This window comes from Streptomyces syringium (assembly GCF_017876625.1).
In the GTDB taxonomy this organism is placed as follows: Bacteria; Actinomycetota; Actinomycetes; order Streptomycetales; family Streptomycetaceae; genus Streptomyces; species Streptomyces syringius.
In genome coordinates this window covers 292,068-315,872 of the sequence record NZ_JAGIOH010000001.1, presented here as the reverse complement: position 1 = coordinate 315,872, position 23,805 = coordinate 292,068, and the positions used below count along the sequence as shown (strand labels likewise).

Genomic DNA, 23,805 nt, shown 5'->3' with positions numbered 1-23,805 from the left:
GTCTGCGTCCGTGCGGTTCGCACGTCAGGTCGCTCGCCGGCCGGGGCTGCGGCCGGGGGTCGGGCCGACCCTCACTGGTGCTGCCGGACGCCTGTGTTCAGGTGGCGTCCGCGTCCTCAGACTCCTTCTCGCCGCTGCTCTCCTCGTTTGCCGACAGCGTGCCCCAGGCGTGGCGGATGAGCTCCTCGCTGCTGTATATCCGGAGCGGCGGAAGGAGTCGCGGGCCTGGCGGTAGACATCGGCGGGCGCTCCGCGTAGCGCAGGTACCGCAGCACGACATTCAGCTGACCATCGGTCAGTCACTCACCGGGTACCGGGACCCTCACGCCCCGAGTTCCGGGAGGTGGATCACCGTGACCGAGGCGGCAGGACTTCTCCGCTACTGTCTTCGCGGTGGCTTTGTCGTGCCGGGGAGGTTGATGATGCCCAGGGGGGTGATGGTGGCGGGTCCGGTGAGGTCGATGGCGCCGTCGGGGTAGACGGAACGCCCACTTTCATTGGCACATGGCCGGGCTACCGACCGGGGTTCCCTAAAAGCGGCTTGGGTCTGAGCGGCGAGGGCTGCGCGCAGGAGTGCGGCGTCGCAGCTCCGTCCATGGCCACCAGCGAGTAGCTCGCCACGGATTGCCGCTGGAAGCCCTGGCCTGGCCGGCTATGGCCCGGCGAGGGCTTCGATAGGCCGTCACACGAGATGCGGAAGGGGCCTGGGGCGCGCACCATCCGGCGGACGGTCGGCACGGGCGGAGAAGGCGACCGTGCCCACGAACCAGGCGCTGCCCGGCCCTGCAAGAGACAGGAGACCTTCAACTCCACCTTCCGTCAGGAGCCATGATGGAGTACGGGACAGTGTGCCGATGCCAAGGCCAAGCGGACGGACACCACACCCGAGGTGGTGGGCCGCGCCGTGGCCAGTGATCTCATCGACCAGGGCGCCACTGAGCTCCTCGCAGCCTCGCGCAGAACCTGAGGGCCCTCGTTCCGCCAGGAGCCCGCTTCTTCGCCCTCTGGTCCCAGGCCGCGCAGTTCAGCAGCGTCAGCGGCGCACGGGCCGCTCCTCAACCGTCCGCAGATGGGCGGCCGGGTCGTCGTAGGGGGGCAGGGAGCGTTCGTCGACGAAGGGCACGATAACGGGCCAAGGCCCTCGGCCCACGGGAGGGGTTTCCGGCGTGGCGTTCGGTGACGGCCGCGGCCGTACCGGCAAGCAAATCGGCCAGCTGGATGGAGGGGTGGCGGGCGGAGGACCCGTGGACGATGGTGTGCACGGGGGCGGCTGGCTCGCGGGTCAGCAAGGTCATGCCCGAGGGGCTGGTGGCGAAGCGCAGCACGGTGTGCAGGACGTCATCGGTCAGCATGCGCTGCTCATGGGTGAGCAGGCTGACGCGCCCGATGCGGATGCCCCACCGGCGGGCGGTCTGAGCCACCGCCGGTATCAGCATCTCCAGCTGCGGCAGCACCGCGTGATCGTGCAGGGCTGTGGCGTATGTGGACGATCGCGATATTCCCCGAGCCTGGCTTCACGGAATTCCCCAGGTCCTGGCTGTGTTCTTGTCTAGCTGATCGGGCCTCCGGTTGTCTTGTTGTTGCCGTTTCTGGGCCGTTTGTTCGGCCGGTAGCTGGGGCCGTTCATGATGACCTGGTGGCTGGTGTTGATGAGCCGGTCCAGGAGTGACTCGGCGACGACGGGGTTGGGGAAGAGGGGATACCAGTCGCTCGGTGCTCTGTTGCTGGTGATGACCAGGGACCTCCCCTGCCGTTCGCTGACCAGTTCGTAGAGGTCGTCGGCCTGGGTGGCGGTCAGCTGCCGCATGGCGAAGTCGTCGAGGATGAGCACGTCGGGGCGTACGAGTTCTCGCAGACGTCTGTCCCAGGTGCGGTCGGCGTGTCCGCCTGCGAGGTCGGCGAGGATCCGGCTGGTCTTGGCGAACCGCGCGTGGGCGCCCTGGCGGATGGCGAGGTGGCCCAGGGCCTGGGCGACGTGTGTCTTTCCGACGCCGACCGGGCCGAAGAGGATGACCGACTCGCCGGCGTGCAGCCACCGCAGGGCCGCGAGGTCACGGATCTGGACCGCGGGCAGCTTCGGCGAGGACGAGGAGTCGAACTCCTCCAGAGTGGCCTGCTGCTCGAACTTCGCCCGTTGCAGGCGCCGTTGGAAGGCGACGGTCTCACGGCGGGTGATCTCGTCCTGGCAGAGGATCTGCAGGAACTCCAGGTGTCCGAGTTCGCCGCCGTGGGCCTGGGAGAGGCGGGCGTCGAGGGTCTCGAGCATGCCGGAGAGCTTGAGCGATTTGAGCGAGTCCCGCAGAGCGGTGTCCATGATGGTCATCAGGCGACTCCTTCACCTTCGCGGCGGCCCTGGTCGTCGTGGTGGTCCTCCGCTGTGACGGGGGACGCGGCGGTCGCGAAGAGCCGCTTGGGCCCGTGGAGGAACGCGGCGGCACCCGCGTCACCGCTGGTCTCCGGCTCCGGGTCGGTCTCGGTGCCGGCGATCAGGATGCCCTTGACGGTGCGGTAGGACGGGTCGCCGACCGCGAGGGACTTCGCGCAGGCCGCTTCCAGCCGCGTTTCGCCGTACTTCTTGCGGAGACCGAGAATCCCCTGGGCAGCGCGGAGCCGGTAGAGCGCGTTGACCTCCAGCAGCTGCCCGATGACCTCGCTGCATGCCCCGCCGACCTCGGCGGCCTGGGTGCGGCACCAGACCGGCGTCCGCATATGGAAGGCGATCTTCTCCGGCGGATAATCGTGCTTGTCGGTCCGCTTTCCTTGGTCCCGGGCGGCGTGGGTCTTGACCAGTTCGCCGTCGTGGAAGATGTGCACCATAGCAGCGGTGGAGCGGATATCGACGCGCTTGCCGATCAGTTTCCAGGGCACCGAGTAGAGGGTGCGGCCCGCCTTGACGTGGATGTCCGGCCCGACGGCCGCGGAGGACCATTTCGCCAGCACGAACGGTGTTCTGGGAAGCGGCAGCAGGGTCTGGGCCTCGACCGCTTCGAAGACCGAGAGTGGTGCGGCCCCGCCCAGTGGCCGGCACTGCCGCCTGCCGGCCACTTTCATGCACCACTTGATGGCCTCGGCCTGCATGTGCTCGACGGAGACGAACTCCCGACCGCGCCAATACGAGTCGCGGACGTAGGGCATAGGCCGCTCGACCCTCGGTTTGTCCTTCGGCCGCCCGGCCCGGGCCGGGCCGACCAATGCGCCGTAGTGGGCGACGAGTTCGCCATAAACCTTGTTGATTTTCGGGTCGTAGAGGTCGGGCTTGTCGACCCCGGTGCGGAGGTTGTCCGGCACCAGTCGTTTTGGTGCCCCGTCGAAGAATCTGAATGCCTCGACGTGGGCAGCCGTCCATGCGTGCTGGTCGAGGGTGAGCACGGGGCGGACGAACATGTGGCGCGAGCAGGGCAGCACCATCACGAAGGCCCAGATCCGGTGCCGTTTTCCGCTGCGGGGGTTGATCCACTGGCCCAGGAAGCCGTAGTCGATCTGGGCCTCCGAGCCGGGCTCGACGTCGTCTCGCAGGACCGTGACCTGCGATCTTCGGGTCTCTTCCGGCAGGGTGGCATGGACCCAGCGGCGGAAGCTGGAGACCGACGCCTCCAGTCCGTGCTCGTCGCGAAGGCGCTGGTGGATCGTGCTGACGGTCACCGTCCCCAGCATTTTCTTGATGTAGTCGCGGTGTTTGTCGATCTCCGGCCAGGTGATCTGCCGGAGCCTGGACTCGGCGAGTTCGGGGAACCAGCTTTTGATCAGCCTGGCCCAGTCGGCCTGGCTCCTCGGCGGCCCGCCCGGGGTGATTCCGGCGGCCTCCGCCGGGGCCAGGTACTTCCTGACCGTCTTGCGGTCCACTCCCAGCGACGTGGCCAGCTCGCTCTTGGAACGGCCCGCATACCAGTGGACGTAAATCTCGGTGATGTCGACCACGGTGAATGTTCTCCTTGCCATCCGGTGCTGGCCCCCGACCTTCTCGAACCACTGGTCGAGGGGCAGCGTCCGCCTTTTCGATGGCCAGGACACCCGCTTTCCGCCTCCGTCATCCCCATGGGGAATAACGTGACCGTGCGGGGTGGGGAATTACGTGACGCTCAAGCCGCATCAGCTGGGGAATTACGTGATCGTTGACAGATCTCGACCTCGTTGAAGTACACCTGGCCCGCGGAGGGCAGGTAAAGGCCAGCGACGAGCTTGGACAGGGTGGTCTTGCCCGAGCCGTTCTCTCCGACGAGTGCGACCACCTTGCCCGCGGGGATCGTCAGCGACACATTCTCCAGTGCTGGGCTCTTCGCCCCGGAGCAGGAGAAGGTCACGTCCTCGCACCGGACCTCGACCGGCCCGCCGGGCAGCGGGGAGCCGCCCCGGGTAATGGCGTTACGCTCGGCCACGTCATAAGACGCTTCCAGGTCGGCCAGGTACATCGACTCCTCGTAGAGCCGGTTGAGCGTCATGACCAGCCCGGTGAGGTTCTGGCTGGAGGTGCGCACCGCCAGGACCGCGGTCCCGCCAGCCGCCAGCGGGATCCCCCCGGACCACAGCAATGCCCACAGCGCGCCTTAGGACAGGAGCGAGGCTAGGTCGCGTCCCTTCTGGCTAAGGCGCAGGCCGATGTGCTGGTGGAGACCGGGCTGACTTAGACCGTGTCCTATGTGGTGAGTCGCACGTTGGACTTCGCATGGGGCGGGGCACGTGGAGTTGGATTGTTCCGGATGGGTTGTGGGAGATCGCGGGGCCGCTGATCCCGCTGGACCGGGCGCGGCCGCAGGGCGGCGGGACGGTGAACACGCCTGATGAGACGGTGTTCGCGGCGATGGTGTACGTGCTGGTGAGCGGGTGTGCCTGGCGTGCGCTGCCGCCGTGCTTCGGGGGTTCGAAGTCAACGGTCCATCGCAGGTTCCTGATCTGGTCTCGGGCCGGCGTCTGGGGGCGGCTGCACGAGGCGGTCCTGCACCGGCTCGATGACGCCGGCCTGGTTGACGTGACCCGCGTCGTCCTCGACTCCGCCCACGTCAGGGCTAAAAAAGGGGCGAACTCACAGGCCCGAGCCCCGTGGACCGAGGCAAGCCGGGTGCCAAGATGCACGTCCTGTCGGATCAGAACGGGCTGCCACTCGTCGTCGGCGTCTCCGCCGCCAACACCCACGACAGCGAAGCGCTGAAGCCCATGGTGGCCGGTCACCAAATGAGACACGACCCCCAACGCGGTCGGCATTTCAAGCCCCAACGCCTTCACGCCGACAAGGCATACGACGTTCCTCACCTGCGTAAATGGCTGTGGGGCAAGCACATCGGCGTCCGCATCGCCCGCAAGGGCATCGAGTCGAGCAAACGGCTGGGACGCGCCGTTGGGTGATCGAACGGACGATGTCGTGGCTGACCGGCTACCGGCGCCTGTCACCCCGCTACGAGCGAGACCCCCGCAACTACTGACCTTGTAGTCGTGGTGTCGTGAGTGTGAGTCCGGTGCCGGTGAGGCATCCGTCGATGATGTCGCTGCGGTGTTGGATGTGGCGGAGGCCGTGTCGGAGTCGGCGCTTGAGGTGGTCCGGGTCAGTGAAGGCGGTGTTGGCCTGGGTGGTGCGGCGGAGGATTGACCAGATGCCCTCGACGGGGTTGAGGTCGGGTGCGTAGGGCGGCAGGTGGTAGGCCGAGATCCAGTCCTGCGCATCGATGAAGGCCTGCATCCGGCGGTCTTTGTGGACATTCAAGTTGTCCCAGATGAGGAGAATGGGTCCGTCAGGCTGCTGATGGGCGGCGATGAGGAGGGCTCGGTACTCGGTCCAGGCGAAACTCTTGCGGCCCCCGCCTTGGTGATCGGTATGTCGTTTGGGCCGGTAGACCAGGCGGGACCGCGTCCCGGGTTTGTAGCAGCACAGGGCTGCGACGGAAAAGCGTCGCTGGGAGCGTCCGCGGACCCGGATGACCGGTGTGCTGCCGCGTTTGCTCCAGGTGCGTGAGGTCGGCGGGAAGCAAGATGTGATCAAATTCCCTTGAGGTCGTGGACTGTAGCGGATGCCCAGAATCGGAAGTGCTCGGTCGGGCGTTGCCAAGTTGGTGGCGGAGCCGGTGATTTGAGGTATGTCCAGGGCGTGTCTGTGCCGGTGGTGGCACCTCGGCCAGCCGGTGACGGTCATATCGGTGACAGCCTTCCAGACGTCGAATGGTGCGGTCAGACTAGAACTCCCGCAGCCCCCTGACCTGCAGCTGAAGGGCCGGAAAGCTCACTTTCCATAAAAAATAGGCTAATAATGTTACTGAGTGTATTTTGGGTCATTCTTGCACGGGGTGCACGGGAATCAAGTGAAGTCAGTTGCAGCCCTGACAGGAGGGTCGGCGTCCTGTTGTCGAAAGGCGGCCACGCCTACCCTTTCTCTTGAGGCTAATCGTTGCTACTGATGATTACTGAGGGAAGGTAGTGATGACGGTTTACGGCCTCAGTCATGTCAGCTATAACTGAATGTCAGGGTATAGCCATGAGTGCCTCCCGAGAGAGCAAGCGAGGGCCCCCGGCAGGACTGAGAAGGAACGATGCCTCATAACTTTCCATTACCCTGCGCCGGCTCTCGACATCTTGGGTTTCCTGCCTTTTCATCGTAACAGGGAGAACGCCAGGCAGAATCCTCCTCACGGCAAATTGCATGCTGCGCTGGAGGGTCGCTGACCGCCGCCGTGCCCCCCGGTTGCACAGTGGCCTTCGGGTGTTAGGTCAGGCGAGCGTCCTTTTCGGCTGAGTCCGTAGGCTGGGGATACGGCGAGTCAAAGATTCGGACTGGTGATGAACAGCGGTGACGGGTTGAGGCAGTACCTGCCGCAAACCGTCGGCCGACCTCACCTCCGGTTTTACCGATCTCGACACCGCCCCAGGAGTTCACACCGTCGAGATCGGCGGTGGCAGTGGCCTCCAACCCGTCACAGTTTCCTACGTCATCACGACTCGCACTGTCCCATGACACTGCGCACACATGCCGCACTTACTTCAGCCAGAAGAGTGCCAGCTTGCTTGACACCAGCCTTCAGGTAGAGAGTAATCCAGAGGAATGAGCAGTAGCCATGTTCCATATTTCTGACGGTACTCCGGTTCTCCACTGGCGGGGAATGCGAATGCCTGTCGACATGAGTAACCCGCTTCACCGGCACGCTGCGGGTACCGCCCAACACCTATCCCGTTCTCTCGACGAACTCGATGCATCCCTTGGTGCAGCTCTCGAGCTCATCCGCACACTCCAGGACGAAGGAGTAAATTTCGTCGACGGCATCGGAGAATGCGCCTACCACGTCTTCCGAACACTGGAAAATAGGATCAATCTCATCCAGGTGTTGCGTTGCAGTATGGACGCCCTGATGTGCGCTCTCACCGAAAAATAACCAGCCACTGGTACTTGCAGCATGCTTGTTTAGCGCTTCGAGATCACGGCGCCGTTCTTGCTGCGTCTACTGGGCACTGCTCAGCTGAACCGATGCGGAGTAGGTGCCTCCGTAGCAACATCACCGAGGGTTAAGAGTACCTCCGTGAGTTTCCTCGAAAATGGGTACGTCGCGCGAACCTCATTGCTGCATGGCCGGAAAAGAGTTCCCTTTACGTACGTACACAGGAGAGACATGAGTCAGCTAGCTGCCTCCTGCGAGGCATCAAAAAACTCACAGTTATCAAGGATCGTAGCATTGCCACTGTGCGGGTCATGGACGCCGTTCCCCATTCAAGCGGCATCGAAACGGCACGAGGCGGCGGAGACTAAGCCAGCACCGAACTTCTGCGGTATCTCTCAGATAACTCCGCCGCTCCATCTCGGCCCCCTGTCTTTCAGATCTTCCGTCGGTTGCTCAAAGCGTCCTTGAAGGTTTCAAGGTGGCAGAAGAGGCGGCAAGCAAGGAATTAGCGGAAGTGAGGCGCCCTCCAGGACTCGAGACCAGTCGGAGCGCAATAAGGATAGGTTCCACGAGCAGGAGGATCGTCGCGCCGAAAACCTCATCCGGTCAATCGAGCGCCAGTCAAAGGCAATCCAGGGGCCTCGTAAGTGACATCTTCATCCAGGTCCTGAAAACTGTCTACCACTGGTTTGATGATCTTGGCAGCGCCATCAGCGACTTTCTCGGCTGGGTTGCAGACTTCTTCACCGGCGTTATCAGGCGCATCGATGCCTGGTGGAGCAAATCGTAGCTTGATCCTGGAATCATTATGTGGTGATCGGCCTGTGGATATAGGAAACAGAAGAGGCGTCTTCGAACCTACGAGGATGGGAGTTCTGATGCTGCCAGCACGCTCGATCGGCAGGCGCTTGCCAAGTGGAAGCGTGAACCGCTCCGGGCTCGGTAGAGATCTCAAACCAACGCTGACTCCATGGTGAGGATAGGACACGTCCAATCCGTCGTATATGAGAAGAACTACTACCTCCAGGCAAGGCCTTATCCGATGCTTTTGTATCCCAATTGAGGAGTCTCGTGCGCGTCACCGACAAGCTGGGTGTCCCCGCCGTACGCGGACTGGCACTCGGCGTCTCTGCCGCCTTCGCCGTGGCTTTACCCGCAGTTGCGGAGGCTGGTCCGGCCGTATTGACGACGGGCACGACGGTCGGCCCCGCCGGGCACAGGTTTGCCGCGTCGTCGGAGGGCGACATCGTCTTCGAGGCCGGTCCTGTGACCGTCACCTGTGCCCGTTCCGCGTCGGTGCCCACCACTGGACGGCTCAACCAAGTGCCCGCGAAGCCGGGCAACTCCAGCGCTGACGGGCCCGTCGTCCTGAATATCAACCCGCCGGCCTTCGAGTCGTGCACCACCAACGCACCCGGCCTCAAGGCGAGTATTACGACGAACGCCGACCACGGCAGCTGGCAGGTAGCACTGCGCAACGGCGCCCCGGCTCGCCTGATCATCCCCGCGCAGGGTTTCGTCCTCAAGACGAGCGGGCTGCTGAAATGCAAGGCCACAGCTGCTCCTAGCGCGGCGGCGGGTACAGAGGCGGCTTGGACCAACGGCACGCCCTCGTCGCTTAGTTTCGCCGGAGCGAACATCCCTGTGAAGATCGAGGGCGGCTTCTTCTGCCCCACCTCGGTCAACACCGCGACCATCACGGCTAACTACAAGGTGACCGACTCCACGGACCCGGCGAGCTCCATCACCGTGTCCGGCACGCCACAGCACTGTCCGCTCCGACGGGCGGCAGCACCGGCGGTCCCGGGGACGGCACCGTCCCATGGACGAGGACGGTGAGAGACGACAATCCCTCGCCATGAGGCCCCTGCATGCTGAACTTCCTGCGGGGGCCTCATGACCGCCCTCTGCGTTGCCCGCTGTCCCCGCCGGGCGGTCTTCCGGCCAAAGAAGCCCCCCAGTACCACCCGTGCATCACCGGGGTCAAAGCCCGTCACGACCGCTAAATCGAAAGGAGTTGGCGGCCCGGAGCCGATGGATCTATGGGTGATGCTGGGCGGCCGGAAGTGGCTGTGGTCCTTGGGGATATCCAGGGCACGCTGCTACAGATGGTCGGCGTCACACCAGAGAAACAGAAGGGTGTCCACCGTGCCGATGTCGACTGATCTCGCCGCTCGCGGCCTTCCTCCGCCGCCTGTCTGGGAAGTCCAGGCGCTGCCAGCCACGCAGTGGCAGGATTTCTACACCGCTGTGCTCAACGCGTTCCACGAGGGTGAACCGGGCGAGGCGAGTTCCCTGTGGCGTAGCCTCGCGGAGCCCGGGCGGTGTCTGACCGTCCGCGATAAGGGTGCCATCGTGGGCACGGCGGGGATCTTCTCGTTCCAGATGGCCGTACCGGGACGGCAGGTCGTGAAGACTGCTGGGGTGAGCCTGGTGAGCGTGCAACCCACGCACCGGCGCCGCGGGGTGCTCTCGGCACTGATGCGCCATCAGCTGGACTCGCTCCGGAGGCAGCGCGTGCCGCTCGCCGTCCTGACCGCGTCCGAGGCCCCCATCTACGGCCGTTACGGTTACGGCGTCGCCGCCCGGCAGCTGTCCCTGGACATCCACTCGCGCCGCGTCTGCCTGACTGCGCCCGCGCCCGACGGGGTGACCCTCACCATCGAGGCTCCGCACAAGGCGCTGGCCGTCTGCGAGGAGTTTTACGCCCGCCAGGTCCCCCACCGTCCGGGGATGCTGGGCCGCGCACCCGGCTGGGAGCACCTGCCGCTACTCGACCCGCCGTCCTGGCGTAAGGGCGCGTACCCCCTCGAATGCGTCGTGGCCCGCGTGGGCGGCGAGGTCGCCGGCTACGCCCGCTACTCCGTCGCCGTCGACTGGTCGCACCACAACACCGCACAGGGCACCGTGCGGGTCCGCGACATCGAAGCAAGCGACCCGCGCGTGTACGCCGCGCTGTGGCGCTTTCTGCTGGAGACCGACCTGACCTCGCGCGTGGTCGCCCCCAACCGGCCTATTGACGATGCCCTGCTGCACATGGTCTCGGACGTACGTCACTGCGCGCCAACAGTCCTGGACAGCTTGTACGTGCGCGTCGTCGACGTCCCCGACGCCCTGGCCGCCCGGGCCTATTCCGCGCCGGTCGACACCATCCTGGAAATCGAGGACGCGCAGGCCCCGTGGAACCAGGGCCGCTGGCACCTGACCGGCGACCGCACCGGAGCCGTGTGCACACGCACGGACGCCGCACCCGACCTCACCCTGGACGCCGCCGCCCTCGGCTCAGCCTACCTCGGCGGCACCACACTCACCGAACTGGCCGCCGCTGGCCGGGTCCACGCACACCGGCCGGACACACTGGCCGCCGCCACAGCCGCCTTCACCTCACCGGTGGCACCATGGCTCCCCCACAGCTTCTGCCGGTCACTCCTGCCACGCCTGTAGCACGCACCGCTCCACGGGTATAGCACGGGGCAGCGCCTCATCGCTGGCCCGTGCTGCCAGGCTTCACATGGCAATGCCATGCCCTGCCATCTCTGCCCCTCCCCTCGAACCGCGGCCCACCGCAGTCTGTTGGCTGGCCCATCAGGGCCCACTGTGTGGACGGTCGTACTTCACCTAGGCCGAGCATCGTCCGCACCCTGAGGGGCCCTGCACTTCTCGGACAGCGGTGTTGAGGGTTCTTCCTATCCCGCTGCCTGCAACTCCGCGTACTCGGCGTGGACTTCTGCGGGGGTCTTGTAGCCGAGTCCGGAGCGGAGGCGTTTTCGATTGTGGAACATCTCGATGCAGCGGATGACCGCCCGGCGGGCATGTGCGCGAGTGGGAAACGTCGTGCGTTGTACGAGTGTGTTCTTGAGGGCACCGAAAAAAGACTCAGCCATCGCATTGTCCCAACAGACCCCGGTGCGGCAGACCGACGCCGGCAGGCCCAACGAGCGGAGCTTGCACCGAAGTTCCCGAGATGTGTATTGGGCGCCGCGGTCGAAATGAAATATGCAGCCTTCGGCGAGGTCGATGTTCCGGGCCGCCATATCGAGTGCATCCGATATGAGGGAGGTCTTCATGTTGTCCGCCGTGGCCCAGCCGACCACAGCTTTGGTGTGGCAGTCGATGACGGTTGCGATATACAGGAAACCGGCCCAAGTGTGAACGTAGGTGATATCGCTATCCGGTTTGCGACCGGGAGCGTCAGCGGTGAAGTCGCAGGCCACCTGGTCGGGGGGAGCGGGCGCCGCATCGTCGATGATCGTGATGGGCCGCCAGGGCCGCGGCTGGCACGGCACCAGGCCGAGCTCGCGCATCAGCGCGCGGACCAGTTCGACTCCGGCCTGCACGTTCATCCGCTGGAGCACGGCGTGGACACGTCGGTAGCCGTAGGTCTCCTGCGAGTCGGAGAAGACCTGGAGAATGACGGCCCGCAGTTGCGCACGGCGCCTAGCGGTGGCCGACAATGGCCTCGATCTCCAGTGGTAGAAGCCTGACGTGGATACTTCCGCCCAGGTGCACATCTGCCAGACTGGAAAATTGGCGGCCTCGCCGTCGATGAACTCGTAATTCTCCGCCACCGGTATTCCTGGGCGGATAAGGCCGCCGCTTTTCCCAGGAACTCGGCCTGCATGCGGAGTTCCCGGTTCTCGCGTTTCAGTTCGCGCAGACGGGCACGTTCAGATGTTTAGGGGAGGCTCCTCCCCGGCGTGCTCTTGCCGGTATCGGCTGACCCAGGTGCCCAGCGTTCCCTCGTTCACTTGTATCTCCCGGGCGACCTCGGCGATCGGGCGGACTGAACTTCCTGCGCTTCTGTGCCATGTGCTCTCTCCGCCGTTCTGGACTTCGATCCTATGGGGACCGCTGTCCGAGAACTTCGGGGCGCCTCACGTGCCCCGGTTCAAATCTGACGTTGTCGCAGACATCAGACTGCCGAGCAGGGCCGTCCCCGTGATCAAGAAAGCCAGACCAGATCCACTCCGTGAATAACTCTCCTGGTCGACGAAGGCTGTATCGCCGTGGCTGGTTCGGCGACGGCACGCTGTTCGATTTCTCGTATGGCGTGCGCGTTCCTACGGCTTCGAGGGCGCCAGTGGCAGGATTTCCGCGGCTCGGGTCGCGAAAGTGAGGAGGTAGTCGCTCCAGGCGTGTCGGCAGGAGTCACACAGCTCCACGCCGCCGAACTGCTGCATCGCGTCCGTTCCGTAGAACGTCCGCTGGCGGCAGTTCGGACATTTCTCGGCGTCGGGTCGGTTGAGCATGTCGGCGAATCCGTCGAAGAGCAGCCGGTCCTTGTCGCTCATGACGGCCTCGAAAGGCTCGCCGGTGGATCTACGCAACGGGGTGTCGTCCATGCGGTACCAGAGTTTGGTGTGTTGACGTGCCTGGTCCACCACATGGGCCGTCTCCGGCTTGCCGAGCATCAGCCCGTCCTCGATGAACCGATACCGGCGCATCAGCATATGGAGCGGACCGCCGACGTTCCGGATGAACGTGATCAGACATTTTCGGTCGTGGTCACGAGACCAGTTCACATCCGGGGCCCAGTACTTCCCTGCCGACTCGGTACACTTCTTGCCGCAGGGCAGGGTCGGCATAGGCCCACGTGTTTCCGATTTCTCCTTCCGCTCGATGCTTGTAGAACGCTATGGTGTCGTAGAGTGTGAGAACGAGTTCGGAGAGGATCCGGAACTCCTCCTCCTGTGGCCACGAGTTGAGGCCGTTGCAGGCAAGCGCGCTCCCATGCCAAATCGAGCCTGCCCGTCGCAGTGAGCCTCTTTCATTCTGGATAGCTGCAGGTGAGGAGGGTGTGGACGGCCGTGACGATCCGTCCGAGGCGGTTGGTGGGGCATCTGGTCCGGTGAAGGACGCGGCAGGACTTGAGGCGGGCGAAGGCGCGTTCTCCCGGAGTGCGAAGCCGGGCATGTACGCGGTTGAATCGCTGGTAGTGCGGCGGTTGGATGCGGTGGTGGTAGGGGGTGCGGACGGTGGCGCCGGCTCCTTGGTAGGCCGGTCGGCCAGGATGAGGATCTGCCGGGTGAGTCAGGCCTGGACGATGCCGTGGGCTCTGGCCGCGGTCAGGTCATGGGTCCGCCCGGGCAGCGCGCGGGAGAACCACAGCGGCGTCCCGTCAGGACGGGTGATGACCTGCACGTTCATGCCGTGCTTCTTATGCTTCTGTGAGTAGTAGGGCTGATCCGCCTTGATGCGGTCAGCGGGGATCAGAGTGCCGTCAACGATGACGAAGTCGCCTTCACCCAGGCCCACGGGCGCCTCCCGGAGACCGGGCGCCCAGGCGGCCAGGACCTCGAGGGTTTCGTCGACGTACCTCCACGCGGTGGCTTCGGACACACCGAAACCTGCCCCGATCTGGGCGAACGTCTCGTTCTTCCGTAGATGAGCGAGCGCGAGGAGGGCTTGCTTGAAACAACCCAGCCTGCACCAGGGAGAGTCGATCTCGGTTCTGCGGGCATGCAGCAGCCATGCGACGTGCTCGATGAGCTCGTGCGGGACATCGAGCATGGCAGGACACGGAACCAACGAAGCCCCCGGCATCGGTGTGATGAGTGGAATCACCACACCCACGACGGGGGCTTCGCCATGCCACACACCCTCGCTGACCTGCACATTCACCCCTCGGCCAGGGGATGAAAGAGGTTCACTCAGGAAGAACTGCACCCTTAGTTTTACAGACTCATCACGCCCGGCTCCGAGCACCAGGCGAACAGGCCTTCCGGATGTGTACTTCCCGAGCGAAAATTTCGCTTCGGGGTGTAGAGCCATCCACTGGAAGGTCGGGGATCAAACCTCGAGCAGCAGATTTGTTTGGGTGAGGAAACACGCCCTATCCTCTGGGGGACCAAGATGCATTGTCGGAAAATCAACTCGACCCTCCCCGTCGTAGCGGGAGAGGGTGCATGAGTACTCATCCGTCCCTTTCTTGCTGTCGATGTCGATGAGGAGTACATGCTTATCCCCGATTCCGGCAGCGCTAGCACATTTGGTAATAATTGCGGATTTCTTCGTCGCTCCGCTTGCGAGGTCAATGTTATGGAATGCTCCGCCGCTGAGGAAATAGGCACTAGTGTTGTCAATGTGTACCGGCTTGAGAAAGCCATCGATGGGTGAGCGCTCATGAGATTCCGTTGTGTGTGTGTCGATGATGGTGCAATTGCTGGTGAGGTGGCTGGTGACGATGAGGTAGCGTTCGTCGGGGGTGAGGTTAATGTGTTCGGGGTTGGGGATGGTGTCCCATTGGGGGCGGTCGGCGTAGTAGTGAGTTTGTGGGTTGTGGGGCATGGGTTTGAGGTCTTTGGTGACGGCGGCGGCTTTGCCGTCGTTGCTTTGGATGAGGGCGAAGGCGTGGGTGCCGTCGGAGGTGATGGCGAGATCGATGATGGGCCTGTTGTGGGCTTCCAGGACTTCGTAGGGTGCGGGGTCGGACGTTGTTTTGCGGGTCTTTCCGCTGGAGTCGAGGGGAAAGGTGTAGATGAACCCGTCACTGCCGCCGGCATACAGGCGCTGGTCGACGTGGGAGGGCTGTCCGAAGCCGCCGGCGAGAGCGGCGGACATCAGGTTCACCCCTTTGTTCGTCTTCAGCTGGGTGACGGTCGGGGCCTTGGGGTTGCTGACATCGATCTCGGTGACACTGGCGCCGCCATTGATGTGGTAGACCAAATCCCGCGGCGTATCCGCCACGAAGGTGAACGGCCATGTCTTGCTGTTAAGGTCGCCGTGTTCCTGGTTCAGGGTGACTGGGCCGCTCGCGGTGTTTGTGGTGGTGTCGATGGTCCAGATGCGAAGCGGCGAACTGCCGCACACGATGTACTTGCTCATGACGGATTCCTTCAGCTGCCAGAGTGGGAAAGGAGTCTCGGTGAGCCCTTTTCATCCTCCGTTCCTGCAGGTCAGCCACGTGGGGTAGCTGACCTGCAGGAACGGCTGTTGACCTGGGGTGCCTCTGCACGGGTAGAGAAGACATCGTCGCCCTTGCGAGACAGGATGAAAAGGGCTCAGTACTTGTTGCCCGACGGCGAGGGCCCGGCGGGGTGCGTCGAGTGCGGGGGCGTCGGTGAACTGCTGTGCTGCCGCGGGCAGGTCGGTGAGCAGGCTGCTGAGCGGCTGGTCGGGGCGTGGCTTGAGCTTGTACCACGCGTTCTTGTTCTTCTCGATCCTGCGGGTCGAAAGACTTGGCATTAGGGATGCATCGAGCTCGTCGAGAGAACGGGATAGGCGTTGGGCAGTACCCGCAGCATACCGGTGAAGCGGGTTGGCCATATCGACAGGCATTCACATTCCCGCCAGTGGCGGACTGGAGTACCGTCAGAAATATGGCACATGGCTACTGCTCATTTTCTCTGGATTACTCTTTAGCCTACGCCGTCGGCCTGCGTAGCTACCGCCTCAACTCGTCAACGCTCATCATCACCAATCCGAATCTTGGCTCGCAGTATCCGCAGCCCCACGGACTCAGCCGAAAAGCATGTTAGGCTGCCTAACATCCAAAGGCCATTGTGGAACGGGGCCCCGGCAGCGGCCAGCAACCCTTCAGCGCAGCATGCCGATCGCCGTGAGGAGAATCCTTCCTGGTGCACTCCCTGGTACTAGGGAAAGGCAGGACACCCAAGATGTCGAGAGCCGGCGCAGGGTAATGGAAAATTATAAGGCATCGTTCCTTCTCAGTCCTACCGGGGGCATCGCTTGCTGTCTCGGGAGGCGAAATCAGGGCCGTGCCCTGACATTCAGTTATAGCTGACATGGCCGAGACCGTAAGCCGTCATCACTGCCGTCCCTCAGGAATCATCAGTAGCAACGATTAGCCTCAAGAGAAAGGGCAGGCGTGGCCGCCTTTCGGCTACGGGACGCCGACCGTCCTGTCAGGACTCAACTGACTTCACTTGATTCCCGTGCACCCCATGCAAGAATGACCCAAAATGCACTCAGGTAAATTATTATCTTATTGATATGGAAAGGGGGCTGTCTGGCCCTTAGCTGTAGATCGGGGGGCTGCAGGAGCAGGGTCTTTGCGTGAAGTGATCTTGCCCGGGTTCATCCGTTGAGGCCGAGGGTGGTCAGGCGTCGGTGGCAGTCGCGGGCTGCCTGACACAAAGCGGCGGCAATGTTAGTGTGGCTGTCCTGGCGGTGGACGCTGATGGCCAGGGCTGATTCATAGTCTTGGTGGTCTCGTGAACCCGCAGGGCACAGCAGTGTGACGGCCCGTCGGAACACCCACTGGGCATGCATCGAAGCTCCGACGATCAAGGTGACCTCCCAGTCACCGAACCATCGGAGCCTCGATGTGCCGTCAGTCTGTCATGCCCTGTCTGGCCAAGTCGCCCACCGTGTGCAGCGTTCGCTGCCGGACCTCGCCGCCAGGCTCGCGGTGCTGCCCGACCCCCGTGATCGCCGAGGCCGGCGCCACGGCCTGGTGTCGGTGCTGCTGACCGCGTGCGCGGCGGTGCTCGCCGGCGCGAAGTCGTTCACCGCTATCGGCCAGTGGGCCGCCGCCGCGCCCCAGGACACCCTGGCACGGCTCGGCACCCGCATGGTCACCGCTCTCAGCCTGCGGATACCACCGTCCACCGCGACCCTGCGCCGCGTGATCAACGCCGTGTGTCCCCGCGGGCTCGCGGACCTGCTCGGCGCCATCCCGACCGCCGACGGCACCTCGACTGCGGCGGTCGACGGCAAGACCGCCCGCGGATCGCGCACCGCCACCGGCGCGGCCGTGCATCTTCTGTCCGCGCTGTCCGGCGACGGGCAGGTGATCTCCCAGCTCCCGGTCCCGGACAGGACCACCGAGGCCACCGCCCTCGCCCCGCTGCTGGACCCCTTCGACCTGACCGGCGCGGTCATCACCGCAGATGCCCTCCACACCACCCGCGAATAGGCCCGATACATCGTCGAGGAGAAGCACGCGCACTACTTCCTGATGGCCAAGGCCAACCAGCCGACGCTGCAGGCGGTATTGAAATCACTGCCCTGGAAGCAGTGCCGCGAGGTCTCCTACGACCGCACCCGCGGCCACGGACGAAAAGAGACCCGATCGGTGCGGGCACTGACCATCACCGACCTCGAACTGGACTAGCCCTTCGCGGTGCAGGCCGTGAAACTGCTACGGCACCGCACCGAACTCAAGACCAGGAAGGTCACCCGCCAGATGGTCTACGCGGTCACCGACACGCCCGCCCACCAGGCCCGCCCCGCCCGCCTCAACAAGATCGCCAGATCCCAGTGGAACATCGAGGCAGTCCATCACGTCCGGGACGTCACCTTCGCCGAAGACGCCTCGAAGATCCGTTCCGGGGCACGGGCCGGCGAACATGGCCACCTTCCGGAACTTCGCCATCAACATCTTGCGCACAGCGGGACACCACAGCACGCCGCTGCCCTGCGAGAGGTCTCCTACACCCCCTTTACCCGCCCCCTCGACCTGCTGAAACTCCCCTGACCTGCGGCGACACCAGCACCATCGGACTTTGAATCAACCCTGGTGAACGGGGCTATCCAAGACGGCTCCAACGCCGTGATCACACCAGCCACACCAAGATCATCTCTCTCGTGCCCAGCAGTTACGGGACAGCCCCTAACCTTGTTTTTTAACCAGTTCGGCGCGGTTTTGTGCCGACTTTGTGGTGGGTGGGGCGGCTGAATGCCTCGCCGGTGGCGAGGACTCTGCCCACGTCATGGCGGGTGGCTGGGCGGCGGTTCTTCGAGCCCGGCGGCCTGCCTGGGCCGGGCCGGGACGGTTTCGGTGCACCGGCCGGAGAGCCGGTCTTGGTGTGGAGGTTTCTGAACCCTCTGCGGACGCGGGCGGGTGTCAGTTTGTTCGGCGGAGCCGGCTTCTCCCAGGGTCTGCGGAGGTCAGTGGCCAGCGGTCGGGCGAGCCGGAGCTGGGCATAGGCGGCGATCACGAGCCAGGTCCATCGGTCGGCCGCTTCCGAGCTGCGAAGCCGGGGCCTGGTCCAGCCGAGGGTCTGCTTGAAGAGGCGGAATGTGTGCTCGATGTCGAAGCGGCGGAGGAATGACTGCCAGCAGCGGTCGACGTCCGCTTCGGTGGCGCCGGCGCGCGACCACCACAGCCAGACCGGCTTGTTCACCCCGCCGCTGGGCAGCTTCTCCACGACCAGCCGGATGACGGTGCCCTCGATGATGGGCAACGGCCCGTCGTGGTCGAGCCACGCGGCCCGGCGGGTCAGCCGCGGGTGCAGACGGTCCCACGCCTGCGCGGTCGCTTGCCCGTAGAGCCGGGTGTCCGTGACCGTCACGGCCTGCTCGACACCCCAGGTGGTGGGGTCGCCGAAGACGAACTCGCCGCCGTGCTTGGGCGGCCGGCCGCCCTTGGGGTTGGCCAGGTGGAACTCATGGCGGGAGGGTGTCGGACGCCGCATCACGCGATCTGAACGGAGCCGGCCGAGGACCTCGACGGGCAGGTCACCCAGCAGGTGAGCGATGCGCGGGGCGTCGTATCCGGCGTCCAGCACGACCAGGACCTCCTGGTCGCCCGGCCGCCACTGGCCGGCGGCGACCAGCCGCTCGACGACCTCTCGGATCTGCACGGTGGTCACCGCGGCGACGTCGGCGCCGGGCTCTAGGCGGACCGCGTCCAGCACTGCCGTCCAGGACGTGCGGCCGGTCTCCAGCGCGGCCACCACCGAGTACGGCCAGCCGGGCACCATCTGATGCTTGCCCTCGCCCCGGCCGAAGGTGTGGCAAAAGGCCCGGTCAGCAGACGTGCTGGCATCCGGTCGCAGCCACGGCGAGACATCCACCGCCAGCACGAGCCGGCCGTCCGCCGCCCTCGGCAACGGCAGCCCAGCCAGGGCACGACGCAGCCGGGCGACGTCGATCCGGCCCTGGTTCAGTCCGCCGTACAGAGCCCCGTGCCCACGGCGGTGTTCGGGCGCGAGCGCGAGGCCGACCAGCGTCCGCACCGGCCCGTCCGTGCACAGCAGCGCGTCGCATAACTCGAACAACGCGTCGCCCCGCGCAGTCAGACACGCGTACAGCTCCGACCGGAAGTGTGACACTTCCGCGAACGCATCCCGCAGGACACCCTGACGCACCAAACTCACGACCACGGCCTTCGCGCTGATCCACTCTGTGACGGAGCACAGGATCAGACGAAGGCCGCCTACGTGTCCGCTGAACTGCGGAAACACCGATCAAGTTCGAGCCGCGTTCGATGCCGGTCGTTAAATGACAAGCTAACAATCCGGGAATCAGACCTCGAGCAGCAGGTTTGTTCCAAGTGCCAACCACCAGAGCGTCTCGCCGGAGCCGAAATCCATCGCTGGCATATCAACTCGTTCCTTTCCGTCATAGCTGACGAGGACACATGACAAGACGTTCGTTCCCTCCTTGTGGTCGAGCGGGGTGAGTAGCACATGCTTATCGCCGGCACCGGCCACGTAAGACCATCCAGCATTAACCCCAGACTTTGCCCCTCCGCTCGCGAGGTCAATGGTATGGAACTTGCCGAGGGTGCAAAAATAGGCGGTAGAGTCGTCAACGCGTACTGGCCTGGGGTCGTGCACGATGCCGACGGCGAGAGAGCGTTGGTGGGATTCGGTTGTCTTCGTGTCGATGATGGTGCACATGTTTGAGCTGTTGGCAGTGACGATGAGGTAGCGTTCGTCGGGGGTGAGGCTGATACTGGCGGGGTTGGGGATGGTGTCCCATTGGGGGCGGTCGGCGTAGTAGTGGCTTTGTGGGTTGTGGGGCATGGGTTTGAGGTCTTTGGTGACGGCGGCGGCTTTGCCGTCGTTGCTTTGGATGAGGGCGAAGGCGTGGGTGCCGTCAGAGGTGATGGCGACATCGATGATGGGCCTGTTGTGGGCTTCCAGGACTTCGTAGGGTGCGGGGTCGGACGTTGTCTTGCGGGTCTTTCCGCTGGAGTCCAGCGGAAAGGTGTAGATGAACCCGTCACTGCCCCCGGCATACAGACGCTGGTCGACGTGGGAGGGCTGCCCGAAGCCGCCGGCGAGAGCTGCGCACATCAGGTTCACCCCTTTGTTCGTCTTCAGCTGGGTCACGGTCGGGGCCTTGGGGTTGCTGACATCGTCTCGACGACACTGGCGCCGCCATTGATGTGGTAGACCAAATCCCGTGGGGTATCCGCCACGAAGGTGAACGGCCATGTCTTGCTATGAAGGTCGATGTGTTCCTGGTTCAGGGGGGTGGTGCCGGTCGCGGTGTTTGTACTGGTGTCGATGGTCCAGATACGAAGCGGCAAGCTGGCGCACAGGACGTACTTGCTCATGACGGTCTCCTTAGCTGATCTGAGTGGGAGGCTGTCGCAGCTAACCTCTCCATCATCTTCCACCGCGTGATTCGGCAGCCCAGTGGCTCTGCTGAATTGATGGGTGTTTAGATGGCTCGCCGTTTTTTGTGCCCTTTTACATTGCTGGTCTTGTGGTGGGTGGGGGAGGGCGCGTGAAGGGGGCGCTCGGAGTGCAGCCGGCTGACTGAACCGAGCGGGTCGCATATCCGGTTGCTGGTGCGGGTTGCCTCGGCCGCGAGGCCCTCGTCGGTGCCGACCAAGACGGTCAGCTCGGCGGTGATCTCGTCGTTCAGCTGAGCGCAGTGTGTGAGACATCGTCCAGCCCGCGTCGGCGATCGCCTCGTTCGGCAGCACGACGGAGAAGTGTCGGGGACCGAGGCGCCCAAGGCATAGCCCCCTGTATCCCGTAACTCGAGGTTATTCGTGCTTCGGGCCGCGCGCCGCAAGGGCGGGGAGTGAGATCGGAACGGACGGACAGTACACAGCCGAGGCCGAGCTCGTCGCGATCCCACACGCCGCGGCGGCTGGTGTCCACGGACACGCGGTCATCCGGGTGAGCGGACATTGCACCTCTTTGTGGGCGGACAGTTCATCTCCTTGTGCGGTGTGACTTTTCGTCCCTCGACTGGCTCAGTGCAGTGGCTTGACGCCCTTGCCCGTGGTTGCCTGGGTGAGCCGGAGGCTGCTGCCCTCGGTCAGGACGATGTGCGCGTGATGCAACAGCCGGTCGACTGCTGCCGTGGCGAGCGTCTTGGGCATGATCGAGTCGAATCCCGACGGATGCAGGTTCGAGGTCACGATCACGGACCTGCGTTCGTAGGCGGCATCGATCACCCGGTAGAACGCCTCGGCGGCGGCCTGGCCGGACGGCAGCATCCCGATGTCGTCCAGGATGATGAGGTTGGCCCGGGTGATCTTCGCGATCGCCTTCGCGACGGAGTTGTCGACGGTGGCCCGGCCGACGTGGGCGGTCAGCGATTCGAGGCTGAACCAGGCGACTTGCATGCCCCGGTCGATGGCCTTGTGGGCCAGGGCCTCGGCGAAGTGGCTCTTGCCGGTGCCCGACGGGCCGGCGATGGCGAGGTTCTCCGACCGGCCGACCCATTCCAGCGTCATCAGGGCCTGCTGGGTCGGAGCGGGGATGGAGGAGTCCTCCTCCCGCCAGGAGCTGAACGTCTTGCCGGTGGGCAGGTTCGCCTGCTTGCGGTGGCTGCGGCGGGTCGCCGCCTCCCGGCCCTTGATCTCCTCTTCCAGCAGGATCCGCAGCACTTCGGCCGGGTCCCAGCGTTGCGACCGGGCGGTGGCCAGCACGTCCGGGGCCGCCTTGCGCAAGTAGGGGAACCGCATCCGCTTCAGGACGGATTCCAGATCGGCCGGGATCGGCGGCGGGGCCGGTGAGGAGGGGACCGGAGACGGGGCCGGGACGGGCTGGTCGGTTTCCGGGTCCAGCAACGCGATGCCGGTCATGGAAGATTCCTTTCTGCCGGGCCGCCGTTGCGGCCGAAGTCAGCCCAGGCGGAAGTGCCGGGCTGAACGGAGTGGGCCTCGTCGGCGACGACGAGGTCGGCGGGACGGACGCCGGACTTGCGATGCTGGACGATGGAGAGCAGGTCGTCCTCGGCGAATCGGCCCGCGGTCGCGGCAAGCCCCAGCGACATGTCGACCTCGGCGACACTGACCAGGGCCGCGAGCTCGACGGCGGCGGCCATCTTCACCCGCATCCGGGTGGTCCCCGCCGCAGCGGCCTCGATCAGCCAGGACTTCGCCCCGGGACCGAGCGCGAGGAAGGCTTCCTCGGCGGCATCGACGGGCCGGGGCCGCGGCGGCTTCGGTGAACCGTCCATCTCCTGCGGGTGGTTGGGATAGTGCTCGGCGAGGATGACCGGACGGCCGGGCAGAGCGATCTCGTGCCGGGCGACTTCCGCCAGGCCGGCCGGGCCCTGCATCCATTCCGGCCGGTGAGCCAGCTTCGACAGGTCGGCCACGACGACCAGCTCGTCGCCGTCGACCCTCACCCAGGCTTCCTGGCCGACCAGCCCGGACGGCGTCGAATAGCGCACGGACCCGAAACGGACGGTCTGGTCCCGCAGCACCTGTCTCGACTCGCCCAGCGCGAGCGTGTGAGGCGCCGGCGGCAGCGGATGCAGCCTGGTCCGCTCGACGTCGAGCATCGAGGACGGAGCCTTGCCCGTCTCGCGGTGGGTCCGGTTGTTCACCGTCTGGCAGAAGATCGCGCACTCGCCGCGGAGCTCGGCGAACGAGTCGTACTCCTTGCGGAGATTCGCCGTCGTGGGCACCAGATCCGCCTTCGCGATGCGGACCGTCGCCTCCGACCCGCCTTTGGACTCGGGATCGAAGGGGACACACGTGTGAACCTGCATCCCGTAATGCCGCCCCGTCGCGACGACTTGGGGATGACGGACCGCGATGCCGGCGACCCGGTCGATCGTGACCGTCTTCTCGTTGTCGGTCAGCGCATAGGTCGGCGCCCCGCCGATCGCCCGCAAGGTCGAGTCGATGCAGGTCACCAGCGTCGGCAGAGTCCGGTCCCAGGTCGGGATCACCACCCGGAACCGCGACCAGGCCAGCCACGCGCAGAACAACAGCGTCACGCGGGGCTCACCGCCGCCCGGGCCCGGGACCTTCGGCCCCCAGCCCCAGTCGAACTGCAACCACAGCCCCGGCTCGGTGATCCAGGGCCGATAGGTCCGCTGGTTCCCGGCCCGCCAGGCTTCCTTCGCCTTCGCCACCGCCCGCCGGGTCGTGCGCTCATCACCGGTGAACCCCAGCAGGACCAGGCGGTCGTGGAGCTTGTCGGCCCGCACCCTGCCCTGCGATCGGTCGACCCACTCCTCGATCTTCGGCATGAACGGGTCGATCATCTTCGGCCGGCGGACGAGACCGGTTGGCCGACCGGTGTCCCTCATCCGTGCGTAACGTCGCACGGTCTTGGGATCGACCCCCGCCAGCGCAGCCGCGGAATGCGCACATTCAGTGGCGTCCAGGGCCTCGAAGATTTCCATGATCTCCCTGTCAGACTTCTTCAACGTCCCTCCGGGTGGTCGGTCTCAATGCCAGGCAGCACTGAGCCAACCCCCGGAGGGATCGTCTGTTCGGAACCGACACGAATGGGTCCACGGAGAGGGAGATCAGCTGTCCGCCCAGCGGGGGCCGTCCCGT

Annotated in this window: 16 protein-coding genes and 6 pseudogenes; 7 read left to right on the top strand and 15 right to left on the bottom strand. The window is 64.9% G+C overall.

Annotation, left to right across the window (positions count from 1 at the left end; translation table 11 throughout):
- Positions 1 to 1,055 precede the first annotated feature (1,055 nt).
- The 4 genes from JO379_RS01505 to JO379_RS33035 all read right to left on the bottom strand — a co-directional run bounded on the left by JO379_RS01505 (position 1,056) and on the right by JO379_RS33035 (position 4,475).
- Entirely contained in the window at positions 1,056 to 1,454 is a 399-nt protein-coding gene (locus JO379_RS01505; RefSeq protein ID WP_209513389.1) for a hypothetical protein, read from the bottom strand.
- A 95-nt stretch (positions 1,455 to 1,549) separates the two neighbouring features.
- Positions 1,550 to 2,323, bottom strand: coding sequence for an IS21-like element helper ATPase IstB (gene istB / locus JO379_RS01500; RefSeq protein WP_209513337.1), 774 nt, complete (start codon positions 2,321 to 2,323; stop codon positions 1,550 to 1,552).
- Entirely contained in the window at positions 2,323 to 3,918 is a 1,596-nt protein-coding gene (istA, locus tag JO379_RS01495) for an IS21 family transposase (RefSeq protein ID WP_209513338.1), read from the bottom strand. Before istA (JO379_RS01495) ends, istB (JO379_RS01500) begins: the two co-directional genes overlap by 1 nt.
- Before the next feature lie 161 nt (positions 3,919 to 4,079).
- A complete protein-coding gene (locus tag JO379_RS33035; protein ID WP_307841847.1) occupies positions 4,080 to 4,475 on the bottom strand; it encodes an ATP-binding cassette domain-containing protein in 396 nt (131 codons plus the stop codon).
- Between the two features lie 188 nt (positions 4,476 to 4,663).
- Between JO379_RS33035 and JO379_RS01485 the strand changes: the two are divergent.
- A pseudogene (locus JO379_RS01485) lies at positions 4,664 to 5,417 on the top strand (IS5 family transposase).
- Here the strand turns inward: JO379_RS01485 and JO379_RS01480 are convergent.
- A pseudogene (locus JO379_RS01480) lies at positions 5,411 to 5,962 on the bottom strand (transposase); the annotation flags it as partial. The pseudogenes JO379_RS01485 and JO379_RS01480 overlap by 7 nt on opposite strands.
- Positions 5,963 to 7,833: 1,871 nt before the next feature.
- Between JO379_RS01480 and JO379_RS01475 the strand changes: the two are divergent.
- The 3 genes from JO379_RS01475 to JO379_RS01465 all read left to right on the top strand — a co-directional run bounded on the left by JO379_RS01475 (position 7,834) and on the right by JO379_RS01465 (position 10,799).
- A complete protein-coding gene (locus tag JO379_RS01475) occupies positions 7,834 to 8,145 on the top strand; it encodes a hypothetical protein (RefSeq protein ID WP_209513388.1) in 312 nt (103 codons plus the stop codon).
- 281 nt (positions 8,146 to 8,426) lie between these two features.
- The gene (locus JO379_RS01470; protein ID WP_209513387.1) at positions 8,427 to 9,194 is read left to right on the top strand and encodes a hypothetical protein; all 768 of its coding nucleotides are present in this window, start codon (positions 8,427 to 8,429) and stop codon (positions 9,192 to 9,194) included.
- Positions 9,195 to 9,509: 315 nt separating this feature from the next.
- Positions 9,510 to 10,799: a GNAT family N-acetyltransferase gene (locus JO379_RS01465; RefSeq protein WP_209518417.1), complete on the top strand. Its 1,290-nt coding sequence runs from the start codon at positions 9,510 to 9,512 to the stop codon at positions 10,797 to 10,799.
- A 242-nt stretch (positions 10,800 to 11,041) separates the two neighbouring features.
- Here the strand turns inward: JO379_RS01465 and JO379_RS01460 are convergent.
- The 4 genes and pseudogenes from JO379_RS01460 to JO379_RS01445 all read right to left on the bottom strand — a co-directional run bounded on the left by JO379_RS01460 (position 11,042) and on the right by JO379_RS01445 (position 15,179).
- Positions 11,042 to 12,193 (bottom strand): annotated as a pseudogene (locus JO379_RS01460) (IS3 family transposase).
- Positions 12,194 to 12,415: 222 nt separating this feature from the next.
- Positions 12,416 to 13,028, bottom strand: a pseudogene (locus tag JO379_RS34325) (hypothetical protein).
- Positions 13,029 to 13,122: 94 nt separating this feature from the next.
- Positions 13,123 to 13,922: pseudogene (locus JO379_RS01450) on the bottom strand (transposase family protein).
- Positions 13,923 to 14,144: 222 nt separating this feature from the next.
- On the bottom strand, positions 14,145 to 15,179 hold the full coding sequence (locus tag JO379_RS01445) for a hypothetical protein (protein WP_209513384.1): 1,035 nt from the start codon (positions 15,177 to 15,179) through the stop codon (positions 14,145 to 14,147).
- A 1,507-nt stretch (positions 15,180 to 16,686) separates the two neighbouring features.
- Between JO379_RS01445 and JO379_RS01440 the strand changes: the two genes are divergently transcribed.
- From JO379_RS01440 to JO379_RS01430, 3 genes are read left to right on the top strand one after another with little or no spacing between them, the layout of a single operon-like run.
- The gene (locus tag JO379_RS01440; protein ID WP_209513383.1) at positions 16,687 to 17,232 is read left to right on the top strand and encodes a transposase family protein; all 546 of its coding nucleotides are present in this window, start codon (positions 16,687 to 16,689) and stop codon (positions 17,230 to 17,232) included.
- A 42-nt stretch (positions 17,233 to 17,274) separates the two neighbouring features.
- A complete protein-coding gene (locus JO379_RS01435; protein ID WP_209513382.1) occupies positions 17,275 to 17,430 on the top strand; it encodes a hypothetical protein in 156 nt (51 codons plus the stop codon).
- An 18-nt stretch (positions 17,431 to 17,448) separates the two neighbouring features.
- Positions 17,449 to 17,793, top strand: coding sequence for a hypothetical protein (locus tag JO379_RS01430; protein ID WP_209513381.1), 345 nt, complete (start codon positions 17,449 to 17,451; stop codon positions 17,791 to 17,793).
- Between the two features lie 148 nt (positions 17,794 to 17,941).
- On the opposite strand, the gene JO379_RS01425 is transcribed toward JO379_RS01430, so the two are convergent.
- The 6 genes and pseudogenes from JO379_RS01425 to istA (JO379_RS01400) form a co-directional block, all read right to left on the bottom strand.
- On the bottom strand, positions 17,942 to 19,417 hold the full coding sequence (locus JO379_RS01425) for an NF041680 family putative transposase (protein ID WP_307841830.1): 1,476 nt from the start codon (positions 19,415 to 19,417) through the stop codon (positions 17,942 to 17,944).
- Between the two features lie 147 nt (positions 19,418 to 19,564).
- The gene (locus JO379_RS01420) at positions 19,565 to 20,377 is read right to left on the bottom strand and encodes a hypothetical protein (protein WP_209513380.1); all 813 of its coding nucleotides are present in this window, start codon (positions 20,375 to 20,377) and stop codon (positions 19,565 to 19,567) included.
- Positions 20,374 to 20,604 carry a hypothetical protein gene (locus JO379_RS01415; protein ID WP_209513379.1) on the bottom strand — a complete coding sequence of 77 codons (231 nt, stop codon included), beginning with the start codon at positions 20,602 to 20,604 and terminating at the stop codon, positions 20,374 to 20,376. The genes JO379_RS01420 and JO379_RS01415 overlap by 4 nt, the downstream gene beginning before the upstream one ends.
- A 224-nt stretch (positions 20,605 to 20,828) precedes the next feature.
- A pseudogene (locus JO379_RS34045) lies at positions 20,829 to 21,039 on the bottom strand (IS110 family transposase); the annotation flags it as partial.
- A 216-nt stretch (positions 21,040 to 21,255) separates the two neighbouring features.
- Positions 21,256 to 22,092 carry an IS21-like element helper ATPase IstB gene (istB, locus tag JO379_RS01405; protein WP_245381325.1) on the bottom strand — a complete coding sequence of 279 codons (837 nt, stop codon included), beginning with the start codon at positions 22,090 to 22,092 and terminating at the stop codon, positions 21,256 to 21,258.
- Positions 22,089 to 23,648 (bottom strand): IS21 family transposase, encoded by a 1,560-nt coding sequence (gene istA / locus JO379_RS01400; RefSeq protein ID WP_209513316.1) that lies wholly within the window; start codon positions 23,646 to 23,648, stop codon positions 22,089 to 22,091. Before istA (JO379_RS01400) ends, istB (JO379_RS01405) begins: the two co-directional genes overlap by 4 nt.
- Between the last annotated feature and the right edge of the window lie 157 nt (positions 23,649 to 23,805).